Raw genomic sequence first — 17,478 nt, 5'->3', positions numbered from 1 at the left:
TATCGACACGATATGGATTTACAATTTGCCCGTCGTTCGCCTGCTGATTTATAAAGCCCCCGCATTCCGCAGCGTTTTTGCATCGCCCGATACCAAAGGCGCTGTCATATCAAGAAACTCAAGGAGATCCGCATGGCCGTACTCGTTGGTAAGCAAGCACCGTTCTTCGCTGGTGAAAAATCTTTCTCCGCCGTTCTGGGCGATGGTCAGGTTGTTGATAACTACTCCTTCAAAGAAGCCACTGCCGGCAAATATGCCGTGGTGTTCTTCTACCCGCTGGACTTCACTTTTGTCTGCCCGTCCGAGCTGATCGCCTTTGATCACCGCCTGGCAGAGTTCAAGGCCCGCAATGTGGAAGTAATCGGCGTGTCCATCGACAGCCAATTTACCCATGCCGCATGGCGCAACACCCCGGTGGAAAAGGGTGGCATCGGCCAGGTTGGCTACACCCTGGTGGCCGACATTCAGCACGAACTGTGCAAAGCCTTTGATGTGGAAGCCGACGGTGGCGTGGCCTTCCGTGGTTCCTTCCTGATCGACAAGGCTGGCGTGGTACAGCATCAGGTGGTAAACAACCTGCCGCTGGGCCGCAATGTGGACGAAATGATCCGCATGGTTGACGCGCTGCAATTTACCGAAGAGCACGGCGAAGTGTGCCCGGCTGGCTGGAACAAAGGCAAGAAGGGTATGAAGCCGAGCGCTGAGGGCGTGGCTTCCTATCTGGCAGAAAACGCTGCCCAGCTGTAATATCCTCAACGTCGGTCTTGTCGACGACAAAGTCATACTGCCACCCCGCTTCACGCGGGGTTTTTCATGGCGTCTGCTATACATGAGTAAAGACTAGACCAGACATCGGGGGTCAATTTGAGCCTTTCTTCTGCCGGAGAAGAAACAGCCGTAAGACTGCACATCATTGCGCGCTTCAGGGCTGCCCAGCCGTATTCCATGGTTGGTGGCCTTTTGCTGGCGCTGGCCATGATGCTGCATTCTCCCTTGTTCAATATTGCCTGCTGGTGGGGCGTCCTGTTTGTCTGGCAGTGTCTTTACTTTATCTTTGCCTCCCGGCTGTTGCGTACTGCAGAAGCCGGGCAGGAGCTGTCCTTGTCGCACTTTCGCCGCTTCGTCTTGGCTACCATGCTGGCTGGGGTATGGTGGGGCAGTGCCGTCTGGTGGCTGGTGCCTGACAATGATCCGCTTTACCTGATTGTGGTATTGCTGTGGCTGGCGGGTGTCGCCTCAGCCTATGCGGCCTATCTGACTGGGGTAAAGTCCCTGCCGGTGATGGTGCTCGGCCTGATGCTGCTGATCGTGCAAGCCAAACTGTGGGCAACTGGAATCCCGGTATTGCGGCTGGCCGGCATGTCGGTGCTACTGTTTACCGCTGTGCTGGTAACCATGACCTGGCCCTTGCACCGCTATCTGCGGGAAAGCTATGCGGTCCGGGAAGAAAACAACCGCCTGTTGCTGGACATGACCGAGCAGCAGCACAAGCTGGATGAATACAACCAGCAGCTGGAGGAGCAAAGTCGTCAACTGGATAAGGCGCTGGCACACGTTGAAGCGCTGGTGGCACATGATCCGCTTACCGGTGTGCTGAGCCGACGTGCAGTGATGGCGCGGGCTGACCAGTTGGTTGTGCAGGCAGTTGCTGGGCAGCCATTCTGTCTGGCCATGCTGGATCTGGATCACTTCAAATCCATCAATGACGGTTTTGGTCATCTGGCTGGTGATGAAGTCCTGCGCCAGACCAGCCGGCTGGTAGGGAGCGAGCTACGCGGTAACGACAGTCTGGGGCGCTACGGTGGCGAGGAGTTCATGCTGCTGCTGGAGGGGATGACGCAGGATGCGGCGCTGCTGCGGCTGGAACATATTCGCAGCCTGGTGCAACAGCATGACTGGTCGGCACTCATCGGAATGCGTGTGGTGACTGTATCAATCGGGTTGGTGGCCTGGAAAAATGGGCTGGATGTGCCACAGCTGATCAAGCGGGCAGACACCTTGCTCTATGCCGCCAAACGGGCTGGCCGTAACCAGGTGATGACCGAGGCCGCAGCCGAAGCTGCAATAAGGGGGCATGCATGAAACGGCTGGCCTATTTGCAGCAGCAAAACCCGCATTGGCGTGAAGAGGCCGACCTTACGCGCTACTTTGTGGATGCTGCGCATGCTTCTATTGCCCCGGCAGTATGCAGCACGCCGCTGCTGGCCTGGATTGCCTACGGCGAAGCGTCGCTATGGCGCATGCTGTGCTGGATGGGCCTGTTCTGGCTGGTTGAATGGCGGTTGATTCTGGTTGTCCGGCAATATCGTCAGCATGATACCCATCCGCTTAGCGTTTATCAGTACTACCCGGCGGTACGGGATTGCCTGTTGGCCAGCAGTCTGTTGTGGGGAAGCTGTATCTGGTTTATGGCTCCGCTACAGCCTGATCCGGCCTACCAGATGTTGCTGCTGCTGTGGGTGGCCGGCATCTTTGCCTTGCTGTGCATCATGATGGCAGCCTGTCGCGACATTCATGTGCTGTTTTTTGCCGCATTCTGGGCATTCCCGGTATTTTCCCTGCTCAATGGCGGGAAAAGGCTGGAGTTGCTGGCACTGCTGGGGGTGGGCATTTATCTACTGTCGCAATGGCGGTTTGTGCGTGGTTTCCGGCAGACGCTGTTTGACACCGTGCGGCTCAAGCATGCCAATCAGAACATGATGGACAAGCTGGTGGAAATGCACGTGGAGGCCACCATGCAACGGGCCAGTCTGGAAGAAAACCGGCAGGCGCTGCAGGTGGCTGTTGCGGAAGGAGAGCGACTGCTGGAATGCGATGCACTCACCGGGTGTTTCAACCAGCGGGCGCTGCGCAGGCAGTTGGACAAGTATGCCGCCGACAGCATTGCCAGCGGTTGCAGCTGGTCGCTGTCGATTCTGGATCTGGACCATTTCAAGCAGGTCAATGACACCTTCGGCCATCAAGCGGGTGATGCGGTGTTGGAGCAACTGGTGCAAAAGGTCAGTCAATTGCTGCCGGATGACTTGCAGATGTTCCGCTATGGCGGAGAAGAATTCGTGGTGCTGGCACCGGTGATGCAGGAGGTCGAATTGGCCGCCTGCCTGGATGGCATCCGTCAGCAGCTGGCCGTGTCACGCTGGGAAGCGTTGCTGGCCTCTTGGCAGCAAACCATTTCGGCGGGCGTGGTTTGCTGCCAGCCTGGCGACCTGGTCAATCATTGCTTGCAACAGGCTGACCTGGCGCTGTACGCGGCCAAGCATCGTGGCCGCAACCGGGTGTGCCTGGCCAGCGATCTGGCCGATGCGCCTCTCAAGTTCTACTCCCATTCGTCCTGAATATTATTTCAATGGCAGCTTGGCCTTCACCGTGCGCATCATGGTAGCTTGTACGCTGGCTACCGGGTGCAGCCCGTCAGGCTGGAATTTGCTGATGTCGGTAGCAAAACCGGCAAGCAGCAACGGTACGTAGGCCAGCTGATTGCGTTTGGCGATGCGGTCGTACACCGCACGGAACTCAGCGGTATATTGCGGGCCATAGTTGCTAGGCAAGGCCATGCCCACCAGCACGACCCGGGCCGAGGCCTTGCGCGACAAGGTGATCATCTGCTGCAAATTACGCTCCATACCGGCTAGTGGCAGGCCGCGCAAGCCATCATTGGCACCCAGCTCCAGCACCACGATGTCTGGCTTGTGACGGCTGAGCGCATCCGGCAGCCGTGCCAGGCCGCCATCGCTGGTTTCGCCAGAGATGCTGGCATTGATAATCCGGTGCTTTGGCTCCAGATCCTGTTGTAACAGGCTGACCCAGCCTTGCCCTGGCTGCAGGCCGTAACCGGCAGACAGGCTGTCGCCCATCACCAGGATGGTGGCGGCCCCGGCCGGTAGGGCCAGCCAGGCAGCAAACAGGGTACAAACCAGTTTTACCATTGCAGAAGGCATATGACTCCAATCGATAACAAGGCAGTGCTGTCGGCGCAGGATCTGGCCAAACAGGTGGTATTTAACGGGGCTCCGCTGGATATCCTGCAGTCGGCCAGCCTGAGCGTGCAGCCGGGTGAAAGCGTGGCGATTGTAGGGGCTTCCGGTTCGGGAAAGTCCACCTTGCTATCCCTGCTGGCCGGGCTGGATCAGCCAACGCGTGGCGAGGTCGCCCTGTTTGGCCAGTCGTTGGCTGGCTTGAGCGAAGATGGCCGCGCACTGCTGCGCAGGGACAAGGTGGGGTTCGTGTTCCAGAATTTCCAGCTTATGCCGCAACTGACTGCGCTGGAAAACGTCATGCTGCCGCTGGAGCTGGCTGGGCGCAAGGATGCCCGCGATACCGCTAGCCAGATGCTGGGCCATGTCGGCCTGGCGCATCGCTTGCGTCACTATCCCAGGCATCTGTCCGGCGGCGAGCAGCAGCGCGTGGCGCTGGCGCGTGCCTTTGCCATTCATCCTGGCATCCTGTTTGCCGATGAACCGACGGGTAATCTGGATGCCGCCACGGGCCGACAGATCATCGACCTGCTGTTCCAGCTCAATAGCGAGCAGCATACCTCGCTGGTGTTGGTCACCCATGATAATGAACTGGCCAGCCGCTGCGACGCCATCTACCGGCTGGTGGACGGCCGTCTGAACGGAGCGCGTTCATGAGCTGGTGGAGCCGCCTGTTGCTGGCCGCCCGCTTTGTGCGGCGTGAAATCGTCTCCGGCGAGCTGAGCATTCTGGCGCTGGCTCTGCTGGTGGCGGTCACGGCGCTCACAAGTGTCAGTTTTTTTTCAGACCGGGTTGCGCGGGCGCTCACTACCCAGGCCACCCAGTTGCTGGCGGCTGATCTGGTGCTTAACGGCAACCAGCCGGCACCGGCCATCATCCGTCAGGAAGCGCAGCGTCGCGGCCTGAACCTGGCGGACAACATCAGCTTCCCGTCCATGGTGTTTGCTCAGGGGCAGGCTACGCTAGCCACCTACAAGGCGGTAAGCAACAACTACCCGCTGCGTGGGGAAATGACCGTGCGCAGCGAGGGCGGACAGGCGCAGACGGGCAGGCTGCATCCGGCGGTCGGCACGGTATGGGCCGATGCCAGGCTGCTGCGCAAGCTGGGGCTGAAACTGGGTGACAACATTACGGTTGGCAATACCGCCTTGCGATTGAGTGGTGAAATCCTGCGCGAGCCTGATGGCGCTATGGATCTGTACAATTTTGTGCCACGGCTGATGTTCAATAGTGCAGATCTATCAGCCACCGGGCTGATTCAGGAAGGCAGCCGTGTGCGCTGGCGGCTGATGCTGGCAGGGGACGACCGCCAGATCAGCGACTTCCGCCAGTGGCTGAGCCAGCACCTGCCCGCAGGCAGCCGGCTGGAAAACGTAGAAGAAGCCCGCCCGGAAATCCGTACTGCACTGGAACGCGCGCGGCGCTTTCTCGGCCTCACCGCCATGCTTACCGTGGCCCTGTCGGCGGCAGCGGTGGCGCTGGCGGTAAGGCGCTATCTGGCCAGGCACTGGCAGCCGGTGGCGGTGCTGCGCTGCATGGGCTTGACCTCGTCCGAGGTGCTGGGCTTGTTTGTCTGCTTGTTTCTGTTGCTGGGCTTGCTTGGCGGTGGGCTGGGGGCGCTGGCCGGGTATGTCGTCCAGCTGGGATTGATGCAGCTGAGCAGTCGCTTTGTGGGCGAGGTGCTGCCAGACCCAGGCTGGCAAAGCTGGCTGCTGGGGCCGGCTGCTTCGTTGCTGCTGCTGACCGGCCTGGCGCTGCCACCGCTGCTGGCGATACGCAATGTGTCACCGTTGTCGGTGCTGCGTAATGAGCTGCCCTTGTTGCGCAGCAATCTGCTTGCGCCTCTACTGGCGGTACTGGTATTGCTGCTGCTGGCCGCCTGGCAGGTGGGTGATCTGACTCTGGCCGCCTGGTTGCTGGGGGGCATGGCCGCGTTTTTTGCCAGCGTGGCGTTGCTGGCCTGGGGCATGCTGTGGTTGTTGCGGCATTTGCCCGCCGGGCGGCAGATCGGCTGGCGCTATGGCGTGGCCAATCTGGCGCGGCGCCCCTGGCTGGCCATCGTGCAGATTGTGGCGCTGGCCGTGGGCATCATGGCCTTGCTCACCCTCACCGTGGTGCGCGACGACCTGATTTCCGCCTGGCAACAAAGTGTGCCAGCCGATGCACCCAATAAGTTTGTCATCAATATCCAGCAGACTCAGCGCACGGCCCTGCAGCAGCGCTTTATTGATGCTGGCCTGCCAGCCCCGCAGCTGGCACCGATGATCCGGGGGCGACTGGTCGCCATCAATGACAAACCAGTACGGCCATCCGCGCTGGCGGATGCGCAGGCAAGGCGGCTGGCTGAGCGGGAATTCAACCTGTCCTGGCGCGACAGCCTGCCGGATGGCAACCGGCTGGTGGCCGGGCAATGGTGGTCGGAAAAGGCTCGGCCACAGTTTTCGGTCGAGCAGGGCTTGGCCAAGACGCTGGGCATCCGTATGGGCGATACGCTGGCATTTGATATCGGTGGCAGCACTTACCGGGCCAGAGTCACCAGCCTGCGTGCGGTGGCCTGGGACAGTTTTCGGGTTAACTTCTTTGTACTGGCACCGCCATCCCTGTTGCAGCAGCAGCCCGCCAGCTGGATCAGCAGTTTCCGGCTGGATGCCGCGCAGGAGGATTTTGCCAACCGCTTGGTTGCGGCCTTCCCCAATATCACCATCATTGATGTCAGCGCTATTCTGAATGAAGTGCGTACCATGGTGGACAAACTGACCCGTGGCATCGAGGCCATGTTCGTATTGGCGCTGGCCGCTGGCGTGCTGGTGCTGTGGGCTGCACTGGTGGCCACGCGGGACGAGCGCCTGTTCGATATTGCCCTGATGCGTGCGCTGGGGGCTTCCGATGCGCAGGTACGCAGCGTGGTGCTGGCCGAACTGGCCTGGTTGGGTGCCTTTACCGGCTTGCTGGCTGCGCTGGGTGCCATGGGGGTAGGGGCGATCGCGGCCAGCAAGCTGTTCAACCTGCCGTGGGTGGTGAATGGCTGGCTGCTGCCGCTGGGCATGGGCTGCGGCATGCTGGTGGTGACACTGGCCGGCTGGCCATTGATTGGTAAGGTGACGCGCAGCTCGCCACTGGCGGTATTACGTGCTGTCTGATGGCGGCGCGGCACACCGCTGCAAGAAATAACAAGGCGGGTAGACCCGCCTGCAAGGAGTGCAGGAAATGGATTCCCAGGTGTTGGCGGCAATGGCCAAATGGCCCAATGTGCCGGCGGTATTCGGCTGGTTGCGGCTGGATGCGCGCGGGCAGTGGTGGATACGCGAAGAACGCCTGACGCATGAAGGCATGGTGGCCTTCTTCAACCGCAATTACAGCCGCGATGCCCAAGGTCGTTACTATGTGCAGAACGGCCCGCAAAAGGTGTTTGTCAGCCTGGATGCTGCGCCGCTGATTGCCCGGTTTGCCGCAGGCCGCTGGCAAACCTTGCCCTGCGATGATGATGTGCAGGCACGGGCGGCATTCATGACCGATGAAGGGCAGCTGTTTATCGAAATTGCAGGCGAGCTGGCCGTGGTGGACGACCGCGACCTGACCGACATTGCTGCAACCGGCCTGCCCGGCTGGGATGGTGATATTTCACGCCTGCCGGACACCTTGCAGCTGGCAGCGCATCCCTTGCCGCTCAGCCGGCACAGCCTGGCTGAACTGTGGCAGCGCTATGGCGTAGTGCTACACCCGCACGCCTGATTGCGTCCGCGAGCAGGGGCGATATCAACTCAGTCGTTCGGCGCGCGCGCTGACCAGCAGTTTGCGGCCAGCCAGCAGCCCAGCGGCCAGTGCCGTGGCGACAATGCCGCCAAACAGCCAGCCCACCGGTGCCCAGCGTCCGGCGACATCGTGAATGATGCCGGCTGCCAGCGGACCGCAAGAGGCCACGGTATAGCCCACACCTTGTGCCATGCCGGACAGATGAGCGGCAACATGGGCATCCGGTGCGCGCAGTACCAGCAGGCTGAGCGCCAGGCTGAACGCGCCACCCTGGCCAATTCCCAGCAATACCGCCCACAGCCACAACTGGTTGATGGGGGCGTACAGCATTCCCAGCAGCCCGGCCAGGGTCAGACCCATCACGCAAGCAATCGGCAGGCGCTGGTCGGCACCACGCTGTGCCAACAGCGGAACCCCCAGCGATGCAATCACCTGCGTCATGATGGACAAGGACATCATCAGCCCGGCCTGCAACGGCGTCAGTCCGCGTTCGATCAGGATGGATGGCATCCAGCCGAACACGATGTAGGACAGGGATGACTGCAAACCCATATAGACCGTCACCTGCCAAGCCAGTGCGTCGCGCCACAGGCCACGCACCTGCCAATGTCCCGCATGTTGTTGCTGGTGTGACGACAGCTGTGGCCACCACACCGCCAGCGCCAGCAGCGCCGGAATGGCCCAGAATGCCAGCGCCAGCTGCCAGTGCTGGCCAAACAGCTGATTCAGTGGCACCGTGGCACCGGCTGCCAGGGCAGCGCCCAGGCACAGCGCCATGGTGTAAACCCCGGTCATCAGGCCGGCCTGAGCAGAAAAATCACGTTTGACAATGCCCGGCAGCAGCACGCCGATGATGCCGATGGCGGCACCAGACAGCAGCGATCCCATCACCAGGCCGATCAATCCCAGCTGGCTGCGCAAGGCAATGCCGCAGGCCAGCAGCAACAGGACGCCAGCGATGCTGCGCTCGCTGCCGAAGCGGCGTGCCAGGTGCGGAGCCAGTGCGCCGAACAGGCCCAGGCACAGGACCGGCAGGGTGGTGAGCAGGCCGGCCATGGTGGCGGACAGGCCGATTTCCGCCTTAACCTGCCCCAGCACCGGGGCCAGGCTGGAGAGTGCTGGGCGCAAATTAATACCGATCAGCACCATGCCCAGCGCCAGCAGCCAGCGTGATTGTGGTGCCGGTGACTGGGCCTGGACGCCGTCATCATCGATTTCTGCATCGATCAACAGTTCTTCAGCCAGTTTGTCTGCAAGATGCGGTGGCGTGGGTGACATGCTTATTCTCTAGTTTCTATTGCTGCCAGGTGGTGGCAGGCTGTTGTCAGCAGGGGATAGGGGGAGCAGGCGGTCCAGAATCTGCAGCAAGGGCCGGGTGACCGCCGCTGCGGCTGCACCGGCGGCATCGGCGTCACGAGCTTGGATAGCCGCAACAATGGCTTGGTGCGAGGGCAAATCCGGGTCCGGCAGCGCTTCGTCGTGCATGGAGCTCTGGATGCTGTCTTGCACCACGCGGGAAAAATAGCGGTACAACTCGGCCAGTGCTGCATTGCCGCAGGCATCTGCAATGGCCAGGTGGAAATCCAGATCGCGGGCAATGAAGTCGTCGGCCTCGGCATACTGGCTTTGTTCACCACGCAGGGTGAGGCACGCTTCTATCTGGGCCAGTCCGTGGGCATCGGCTCGCAATGCCGCCAGTCGGGCTGTGCTCTCTTCTAGCACCGCACGTACTTCCAGCTGCTCGCGCAGGCTGGCCCGGCTGATGGCGCGCAGGGCATCGGTTGGGCTGGTCATGGCCCGTACATAGGTGCCGTCACCCTGGCGCACCTCCAGCAGGCCTGCGTACAGCAGAACCCGAATGGCTTCGCGCACGGTATTGCGGCTGATGCCCAGCAGGGTGGCAAGCTCGGGTTCGGTGGGAATGCGGCTGCCTACCGGCCATTGCCCGGCAGCCAGTCGCTGGCCAATGTCTTCCACAGCAAGGTCAACCAGTGAACGCCGGGCTTGGTGTAGTGCAGTCATGTCTCGCTCTATTCATCCAATCATCCGATGTATTTTGACGCGAATGGTCATTGGCAGCAAGCTGTGGTTAGCGGTTAGCGGTTAGCGGTTAGCGGTTAGTGGGAGTGGGAGTGGGAGTGGGAGTGGGAGGGCGGGCCGGGATGGCCCGCCGGCGTACTTATTTGGCGGCGGAAGCAGCGTCTTTCACGCACTTCTTCACAAAGCTATTCTTGGCAGCGCCTGCCAGTTTCTTGTCGGCAGCCTTGCCTTCGCACATGGCTTGCGGTGCGGCGGCCTTGCTGTCCTTTTCACATTTCTTCAGGAAGCTGGCCTTGGCGGCACCAGCCAGTTTCTTCTCGGCGGCCTTGGCATCACAGCTGGCGTCTGCGGCCAGGGCAACATTGGCAGTGGCCAGGGTCAACAGTGCCATCATCACGAATTTGCGCATTGCAGGTTCCTCAAGGTTGGATGGGAAACATTCCCGGTTGGCAGGCAGGTGTTGCACTGCTTGTGCACCGTAACATATATGGATTTGTCCTGTTTATCCATTACAGATTGTGACAATGCTTGTCAGTAAGCTATTGCAGCAGAGCCCATCAGGGGCTGGCTGGCGACAATAGCTGCGCCAGTTGGCGTGCATTGCGCTGCGACCAGCGGGTAATGGTGTTTTGCAATATCTCCAGCGTGATGGGCTGATCCAGCGTTTTGCTGCCAGCTTTGTCTATAGTGTCAACGCTGCCGGCCAGCAGCATGCCGCTTTGCGCGTCTTCCAGCTGACCCAGGGTGGAAACTTGCAGCAGGTAGGGTTCGGCCCCTACGGCCTTGCGCGCCAGATTGAATACGGCTTTTACCGGAATAAAATCGCTGACGGCCAGCCCGGGTTTGTCATGGCGAAAACCGGTAATGGCAACTCGCAGACGTGCAACACCGGGCGCGGCGTCCTGTACAACAGCAATATGGGCTGCTTGCAGCGCCTGTTGTAGCTGATCGCGGTAAGCCTGGTCGATGCGGCTGGCTTGCTCGGCCTGCAGCAACTGCCATTGGCCATCAGGCTGGTGCTCGATAAAGGCCAGCGGTTCAATAATCAGGCTGTGATATGTCTTCAGGTTTACCCCGGGCCGGTGGTAAACCAGCTGTCCGGTTTGCTGCGGGTTGGGCTGTAATGCCCCGGCGGGCAGGGACAGCAGGCTTTCTGCTGCGGGAAGGTCGTTTGCGGCCCAGGCTGAGGTCAGTGGCAGCAACAGGGCAAGCAGGCTTAGGGTGAGGCGTGTGTTCATTAAGGTTCCAGTGGCCGGGCTTGCGGGGATGGACTGCAATGCCCTTATCCTAGTTCAGCTTGATCCAGATGGCATTAATTGTCTTTGTTGCAGGCTGCAAGCCGGGCTTGCTGGTATCATTTCGCTTTTACAGCCTGCGGGCTGTCCATACTCCATCTTTAATGTTGCTGCATTGCATGAAAACTCTGTCTCGCCTGCTGTTGCTGGTCATTCTTGCTGCCATGGGCTGGTTGGCCTGGGTGGTGGTTATTCCGGCTGATCTGCCACAAACGCCCTACAAGCTCACCATCGGGCCCAATCGCACACTGGGCCAGGTGGCGCGCGGCCTGTCCGAGGAAAGGGTGATCCGCAACCGCAACATCATGATGTTGCTGGGGCGCATGCTGGGCATGGACCGCAAAATCAAGGCCGGGCTGTACCAGTTCAGCGATAGCGCCTCGATGTGGGATATCCTGCAGCGCCTGGCCGATGGCCACCCGGATGAGGCCAGCCTGACGCTGATTGAAGGCTGGAACTTCCGTCAGTTCCGCCAAGCCATCGACCGCAATCCGGATATCAAGCACGACGCGCGCGATTTGAGCGATGCCCAGTTGTTGCAGCAATTGGGGCTGGATGGCGCACCGGCTGAGGGGCTGTTCTTCCCCAGCACTTATTTGTTCACGCCTGGCAGCAGTGATCTGGAACTATACCGCCGCGCTTATGGCACCATGCAGCAAAAGCTGGAGGCAGCCTGGGCGGCGCGCAAGGCTGATCTGCCATATCACACCCCGTATGAGTTGCTGATCATGGCCAGTCTGGTGGAAAAGGAAACCTCGTTGGATGCCGACCGGCCGCTGGTGGCTGCGGTGTTTGTCAATCGCCTGAACAAGGGCATGCGCCTGCAGACCGACCCGTCGGTGATTTACGGCATGGGTAGCGCCTATCGCGGCAATATCAGCAAGGCCGATCTGCGCCGCGACACCCCCTACAATACCTATACCCGCAACGGCCTGACGCCCACCCCCATCGCCATGCCCGGCAAGGCGGCACTGGAAGCTGCAGCCAATCCGGCCAACTCCTCGGCACTGTATTTTGTCGCCAAGGGCGATGGCAGCTCCTACTTCTCTGCCACGCTGGATGAACACAATCAGGCGGTGCGCAAATACATTCTGAAGAAAGGCTCCAATGACTAGTCAGACTGGCTGCTTCATCACGCTGGAAGGCATTGATGGTGCCGGTAAAAGCACGCACCTGGGCTTTATCCGCGACTGGCTGAGTTCACATGGCATTGAGGCCGAATTTACCCGCGAACCCGGTGGCACACCGCTGGGCGAGCAAATCCGCGCCCTGCTGCTGGCCGTGGATACCGAAGTCTCGCTGGATGCCGAAACCCTGCTGATGTTCGCCTCGCGCCAGCAACTGCTGTCCAGCCTGATCCGCCCGGCGCTGCAGGCTGGCCGCTGGGTGGTGTCCGACCGCTTTACCGATTCCACCTTTGCCTTCCAGGGTGGTGGTCGTGGCGTTGCCGCCGAACGCATTGCCGTACTGGAAGACTGGGTGCAACAAGGCCTGCAGCCTGATCTGACCTTGCTGTTTGATGTGCCGCTGGATGTGGCCAAGCAGCGCATGGAGGGCAGCCGCCAGCTGGACCGTTTCGAGCAGGAAAAGGCTGATTTCCACCAGCGTGTGCGCATGGCTTATCTGCAGCGTGCCGCCAGTGACACCCGCTTCCGGGTGCTGGATGCCACCCGTAGCATTGCCCAGTTGCAACAGGACATTGCCGGCCATCTGGCTGCCTTGCTGGAGCAACGCTGATGCTGTTTCCCTGGCAACAACAGGATTGGCAGCGCCTGAATGCCGAACGCAGCCGCCTGCCCAATGCCTGGCTGTTCATTGGCCCGTCTGGTACCGGCAAATTGGAATTCGCCATGCATCTGGCTCAGTCCCTGCTGTGCGAAAAGCTGGCAGCCGACCATCAGCCCTGCGGCCAGTGCGAAGCCTGCCGCTGGTTTGCCCATGGCACCCACCCCGACTTCCGCCGCCTGTCGCCGTTAACCGATGAAGAAGAAGAGGGCAAGGAAGCCAAGCCCGGCCGCAAGCTGCCGCTGATCAAGATCGAAGCAGTACGTGAGGTGATCGAATTTGCCCACCTTACCGCTCACCGTGCCGGCCGACGCATCATCGTGGTGGAACCGGCGGAAAACCTGAACCCGGCAGCGGCCAATGCCTTGCTCAAGATTCTGGAAGAACCGCCGCAGGATGTGCTATTCCTCCTGGTGGCACAGGCGGCACAGCGGCTGTTGCCCACCATACGCAGCCGCTGCCGCCAGTTTCCCTTGTCCGCACCCAGTCAGGCACAGGCGCTGGACTGGCTGCGCCAGCAGGGCGTTGCCGATGCGGAAGCCGAGCTGGCGCACAACGGCGGCGCGCCGCTGTTTGATCACGACCCGGCCCTGGCCAAGCTGCGCAGCCAGTTTATTGATGGCCTTGCGCAGCCCACTTTTGCCAGCATCCTCAGCCTGGCCGAGCAGGTGGACAAGCAGAAGCTGCCGCTGGCCATTCCGCTCGGCTGGCTGATGAAATGGCTGCATGATTTAGCTGGTTTGAGTCTGGCAGGGATTGTCCGCTATCATCCAGACAAGCAGGCGGTATTGCAGGCACTGGTACAGCGTTGCGATACCGTGGCCCTGATGCGCTGTCAGGATGCTTTGCAGCAGCTGGCCCCTTTTGGTCAGCACACGCTGAATACGCGTTTGCAACTGGAAGCCCTGCTGATGGATTATCTGAAAATCTTTGCCGGTAGCCGTCAGGGCTAAAGCCCGGCGGCTGCAGCAACGGATACCGGTTTTGGACAAGGCTGCGGCAGCAGCCGGCAGCACAACCAACAACAGCGGAATACGCGCAAATGGAAAACACTTCCCGCCCCGATCTGACTCGCCCCGGTGTGCTATCGCTGCACATCAAGGAACGCAGTGCGCTGTTTGCCGCCTACATGCCTTTCCTTAAGAATGGCGGCATCTTCATTCCCACCAACAAGGACATGAAGCTGGGCGAAGAGGTATTCCTGCTACTGACGCTGATGGATGAGCCACAGAAGATTGCGGTGCAGGCCAAGGTGGTATGGATTACCCCGGCCGGTGCCAACAACAGCCGTGTGCAGGGCATTGGCGTGGAGTTTGCCTATGGCGAAGCCGGCAACCAGGCCAAGGCCAAGATTGAAACCCTGCTGGGTGGTGTGCTCAACTCCAGCCGCCCCACCCATACCATGTAACCCTGTCGCCCGGCCGTGGCCGGGTGCATTGCCAGCCAGATCAAACATCATGCTTGTTGATTCGCACTGCCATATCAATTTTCCCGACCTCTCCAGCCGCCTGCCCGAGGTGCTGGGCAATATGCAGCAAAACGGCGTCGAGCTGGCGCTGGTGATCGGTGTGTCGCGTCCCAAGTACCCTGAGGTGCTGGCCCTGGCAGAGAACCACACCAATCTGTACGCCACCGTCGGCATTCACCCGGACGACCAGGATGCAGAAGAGTTCAGCGAAGCCGAACTGCTGGCCCATGCCGCCCACCCGCGCGTGGTGGGTATTGGCGAAACCGGACTGGACTACCTCTGGTGCAAGGGTGATCTGGAATGGCAGCACCAGCGGTTCCGCACCCATATTCGCGCCGCAAAGCGCGCCGGGCTGCCGCTGGTCATCCACACCCGCGAATCCGCCGCCGATACCATCCGCATTCTGCGCGAAGAAGGCGCGGAGCAGTGTGGCGGCGTGATGCACTGCTTTACCGAAAACTGGGAAGTGGCGCAGGCTGCGCTGGATATTGGCTTTTACATTTCCTTCTCCGGCATCGTAACGTTCAAGAACGCCGCACAAATCAAGGAAGTGGCGCAGAAAATGCCGCTGGAACGCATGCTGGTGGAAACCGACTCCCCCTATCTGGCACCGGTGCCTTATCGTGGCAAGCTGAACGAGCCCGCCTATGTACGGCATGTGGCCGAGCATATTGCCGAACTGCGCGGCATCAGTTTCGAAGAAGTTGCCGCCGCTACCAGCGATAACTTCTATCGCCTGTTCAGCAAGATCCAGCGCCCGCAAGCCGGGCCGGTAGCCTGATTCCATGACGGCCCCACGTGTTGGCGAGATGGAAATCACCATTCTGGGCTGCGGTTCCAGCTCCGGCACACCGGCCATTGGCTGTCATTGCGAAACCTGCAGCTCAAGCGATCCGCGCAATCACCGCACCCGCTGCTCGGCTTATATCCGCTGCGGCGACAAGGGCCTGCTGATTGATACCGGGCCGGACTTGCGCCAGCAGGCGCTGCGAGAGGGTATCAGCCAGGTGGATGCCGTGCTGTACACCCATCCGCACGCCGACCACCTCAATGGCATCGATGATTTGCGCGCCTTTTGCTATGTCAAGCAAGGTGCCATCGTGCTGTACGGCAATGCCTTCAGCATGGACAACATCACCAGCCGTTTCGGCTATGCCTTGCAGCCGCCGTCCAAGGTATGGGACAAGCCGGTGCTGCTGCCGGAAGTGGTAGATGGCCCATTCGAGCATGATGGTCTGCCCATCACCCCCATCCCTTTACACCATGGCAGCTGGCCCTGCCTGGGCTGGCGCATCGGCAATGCCGCCTGGCTGACCGATCTGTCGAATATTCCGGAGCAAAGCCTGGCGCTGCTGCAAGGGCTGGATGTCTTGTTTCTGGACTGCCTGAACATGGACGGCTATCCCTCACACCTGGGTTTCCATCAGTCTTTGCAGTGGGCGGCGCGTATCGGCGCACGTCGTACGGTGTTGATCCACATGATTCACCGGCTGGAATACCACGCGCTGTCGGCATTGTGTCCGCTGGGAGTGGAAGTGGGGTATGACGGGCTGCGTGTTTGCATACCGTCCACTGGCACTGTGTGAAGGCCTGATCGATTTTCTCTTGCTTGCGCTTTTCTTCCTGACCAGGGCGCACGGTTGCTTCAGTGGCCCCATATCTGTAAGTCACCTACATAAAGCTAGGCTGCGCTAGCTAGTCTTTCCAATGCAGGACCTCGTTTGTTGGAGGGTGCCTGCCCTGCTGTGGTCCACGTTCTAGCTGCTTTCTCAAGGTGGTTGGCGAAATCTCCCAAGTCAATGTTGCAATGCGCCATTGGTATGCCAAGGTGAATCTGAATGTATTTTTTAGTGCCAAATGACTGGTATTGAGACGTCACATCAGGATATCATGATGCATCTCTGTGCTTTAAAAGTGATTTGGCATTTTTTTTAATGCTTTTTGACAAATTTTATAACATTTTTAATGTCAATGGCATTTTTGTGTTGAGAGGTGCATGAGCACCACCTTGTGCTTGCAGATCGTGCGTAGCGAGGTGGTCCACCCTGACTTGTCGCAGGGTCGGATGAGTACCATCAAGAGAAATGTATGAATGGCTTTATTTCTCCTAATTCTATTTAGCATGGTTATTGAATTTGCAAGGTAATATTTTTTGATTGTTCATTTAAGTTGAGATTGATTGAATGGTTGATATTGTCAGGCGGCGTGTTGATATTGAATTTGACTCTGCCAGCGCTTCTGGGTGGTTGCCTGGAGAGCCAATTGTTGAAACTTTCTTGGATACCATCTCGTTCTTCTTTCCATCAGGTGAAAAATTCTTTATTGATTCGGTATCGCATTATAAAAGTAGTATTCGAGATGAAAATTTGCAAATTCAGGTGCGAAATTTTATCTATCAGGAAGCCATGCATACTAGTGTGCATAAGCGTTGCAATAAGGCGCTGCTTACAATATATCCTGAAGGATGGAAGGCCGATCGACTTGGGCATATTGTTTTGAATGGGTTTAGAAAGGTTTTCTCTGCATCATTTCAGTTGGCCATTAGCTGTGCAATTGAACATTTCACCGCTATCTTGGCTGATAGTCTATTTCATTATCTTGACTATATCATTGAGCGGGCTCATCCGGATTTTGCCAAGTTGTGGGCATGGCATGCAGTAGAGGAAACCGAACATAAGGCAGTGTGTTTCGATGTGTATCAAGAACAAATCGGGCGTGGTCCTGCGGCCTACCTGATGCGTATCTTGGCAATGTTTCTTGTAACTGTACTGGGTGTGTTGGTTATCAGTGCCGGCGTACTCCTTGTTCGACGAAACAAGCGTCGCCTGCTGCCTATTCAGCCTGTCGCCGTGGCCCCTAATCTGAAGACGAATACGGCATCGCTAGTTAGCTCCCTGATTCCATGGAAGCTCTACTTAGATTATTACAAGCCATCTTTTCATCCTTGGAATCACGATAATAGTCAGAGTATAGAGGACTGGAAGCGGCGGTTTCCTGGTTTTGGAGTTTCTCCTGATTTTAAATCCGGCAAATAGGATGTGTGTTTTTTATGTTCGGGATTCTCATTGTTTTGGTGGTTAATTGATAGGTGGTGTATTTGTCCGTGATATTGCCGGGCCGTGACGTTGCTTGGATTGATTGCGAGAAATTTTCTGTTATTTTT

General features: G+C 59.1%; 18 protein-coding genes. 13 read left to right on the top strand and 5 right to left on the bottom strand.

Going from position 1 to position 17,478, the window contains the following annotated elements; all coding sequences use genetic code 11:
* The first annotated feature begins 132 nt into the window (after positions 1 to 132).
* The 3 genes from ACODR9_RS13360 (at position 133) to ACODR9_RS13350 (ending at position 3,335) form a co-directional block, all read left to right on the top strand.
* Positions 133 to 747, top strand: a complete 615-nt coding sequence (locus tag ACODR9_RS13360; protein WP_488809841.1) for a peroxiredoxin — start codon at positions 133 to 135, stop codon at positions 745 to 747.
* Positions 748 to 945: 198 nt separating this feature from the next.
* A complete protein-coding gene (locus ACODR9_RS13355) occupies positions 946 to 2,082 on the top strand; it encodes a GGDEF domain-containing protein (protein ID WP_488809840.1) in 1,137 nt (378 codons plus the stop codon).
* On the top strand, positions 2,079 to 3,335 hold the full coding sequence (locus ACODR9_RS13350) for a GGDEF domain-containing protein (RefSeq protein WP_488809839.1): 1,257 nt from the start codon (positions 2,079 to 2,081) through the stop codon (positions 3,333 to 3,335). The genes ACODR9_RS13355 and ACODR9_RS13350 overlap by 4 nt, the downstream gene beginning before the upstream one ends.
* Before the next feature lie 3 nt (positions 3,336 to 3,338).
* Here the strand turns inward: ACODR9_RS13350 and ACODR9_RS13345 are convergent, their stop codons facing one another.
* On the bottom strand, positions 3,339 to 3,938 hold the full coding sequence (locus ACODR9_RS13345) for an arylesterase (protein ID WP_488809838.1): 600 nt from the start codon (positions 3,936 to 3,938) through the stop codon (positions 3,339 to 3,341).
* On the opposite strand from ACODR9_RS13345, the gene ACODR9_RS13340 reads away from it, so the two are divergent.
* The 3 genes from ACODR9_RS13340 (at position 3,939) to ACODR9_RS13330 (ending at position 7,706) form a co-directional block, all read left to right on the top strand.
* On the top strand, positions 3,939 to 4,631 hold the full coding sequence (locus ACODR9_RS13340) for an ABC transporter ATP-binding protein (protein WP_488809836.1): 693 nt from the start codon (positions 3,939 to 3,941) through the stop codon (positions 4,629 to 4,631).
* Positions 4,628 to 7,114, top strand: a complete 2,487-nt coding sequence (locus ACODR9_RS13335) for an ABC transporter permease (protein ID WP_488809835.1) — start codon at positions 4,628 to 4,630, stop codon at positions 7,112 to 7,114. The genes ACODR9_RS13340 and ACODR9_RS13335 overlap by 4 nt, the downstream gene beginning before the upstream one ends.
* Positions 7,115 to 7,181: 67 nt before the next feature.
* Complete coding sequence (locus tag ACODR9_RS13330; RefSeq protein ID WP_488809834.1) at positions 7,182 to 7,706, top strand: DUF2946 family protein; 525 nt, start codon at positions 7,182 to 7,184, stop codon at positions 7,704 to 7,706.
* A gap of 24 nt (positions 7,707 to 7,730) precedes the next feature.
* Here ACODR9_RS13330 and ACODR9_RS13325 read toward each other — a convergent pair whose 3' ends face one another.
* The 4 genes from ACODR9_RS13325 to ACODR9_RS13310 all read right to left on the bottom strand — a co-directional run bounded on the left by ACODR9_RS13325 (position 7,731) and on the right by ACODR9_RS13310 (position 11,005).
* Entirely contained in the window at positions 7,731 to 9,005 is a 1,275-nt protein-coding gene (locus tag ACODR9_RS13325) for a CynX/NimT family MFS transporter (protein WP_488809833.1), read from the bottom strand.
* A 9-nt stretch (positions 9,006 to 9,014) separates the two neighbouring features.
* Entirely contained in the window at positions 9,015 to 9,749 is a 735-nt protein-coding gene (locus tag ACODR9_RS13320; RefSeq protein ID WP_488809832.1) for a FadR/GntR family transcriptional regulator, read from the bottom strand.
* A gap of 157 nt (positions 9,750 to 9,906) precedes the next feature.
* Positions 9,907 to 10,176, bottom strand: a complete 270-nt coding sequence (locus ACODR9_RS13315) for a hypothetical protein (protein WP_045847241.1) — start codon at positions 10,174 to 10,176, stop codon at positions 9,907 to 9,909.
* Between the two features lie 148 nt (positions 10,177 to 10,324).
* Entirely contained in the window at positions 10,325 to 11,005 is a 681-nt protein-coding gene (locus tag ACODR9_RS13310; RefSeq protein ID WP_488809831.1) for a DUF3313 domain-containing protein, read from the bottom strand.
* Positions 11,006 to 11,181: 176 nt separating this feature from the next.
* Here ACODR9_RS13310 and mltG point away from each other — a divergent pair, with 176 nt between their 5' ends.
* From mltG to ACODR9_RS13275, 7 genes are all read left to right on the top strand, one after another.
* The gene (gene mltG / locus ACODR9_RS13305) at positions 11,182 to 12,177 is read left to right on the top strand and encodes an endolytic transglycosylase MltG (protein WP_488809830.1); all 996 of its coding nucleotides are present in this window, start codon (positions 11,182 to 11,184) and stop codon (positions 12,175 to 12,177) included.
* Positions 12,170 to 12,799 (top strand): dTMP kinase, encoded by a 630-nt coding sequence (gene tmk / locus ACODR9_RS13300; protein ID WP_488809829.1) that lies wholly within the window; start codon positions 12,170 to 12,172, stop codon positions 12,797 to 12,799. The genes mltG and tmk overlap by 8 nt, the downstream gene beginning before the upstream one ends.
* Positions 12,799 to 13,800 (top strand): DNA polymerase III subunit delta', encoded by a 1,002-nt coding sequence (locus tag ACODR9_RS13295; protein ID WP_488809828.1) that lies wholly within the window; start codon positions 12,799 to 12,801, stop codon positions 13,798 to 13,800. The genes tmk and ACODR9_RS13295 overlap by 1 nt, the downstream gene beginning before the upstream one ends.
* Before the next feature lie 89 nt (positions 13,801 to 13,889).
* Positions 13,890 to 14,255: a PilZ domain-containing protein gene (locus tag ACODR9_RS13290; protein WP_488809827.1), complete on the top strand. Its 366-nt coding sequence runs from the start codon at positions 13,890 to 13,892 to the stop codon at positions 14,253 to 14,255.
* A gap of 49 nt (positions 14,256 to 14,304) precedes the next feature.
* The gene (locus tag ACODR9_RS13285; protein ID WP_488809826.1) at positions 14,305 to 15,096 is read left to right on the top strand and encodes a TatD family hydrolase; all 792 of its coding nucleotides are present in this window, start codon (positions 14,305 to 14,307) and stop codon (positions 15,094 to 15,096) included.
* Positions 15,097 to 15,100: 4 nt separating this feature from the next.
* Positions 15,101 to 15,901, top strand: a complete 801-nt coding sequence (locus ACODR9_RS13280; protein ID WP_488809825.1) for an MBL fold metallo-hydrolase — start codon at positions 15,101 to 15,103, stop codon at positions 15,899 to 15,901.
* Positions 15,902 to 16,498: 597 nt separating this feature from the next.
* Positions 16,499 to 17,350, top strand: a complete 852-nt coding sequence (locus tag ACODR9_RS13275) for a metal-dependent hydrolase (protein WP_488809823.1) — start codon at positions 16,499 to 16,501, stop codon at positions 17,348 to 17,350.
* The last annotated feature ends 128 nt before the right edge of the window (positions 17,351 to 17,478 follow it).

Source organism: Aquitalea sp. FG25 (assembly GCF_057809375.1).
The sequence above is the reverse complement of the archived record's forward strand: the minus strand, read 5'-3'. Positions and strand labels throughout refer to the sequence as shown.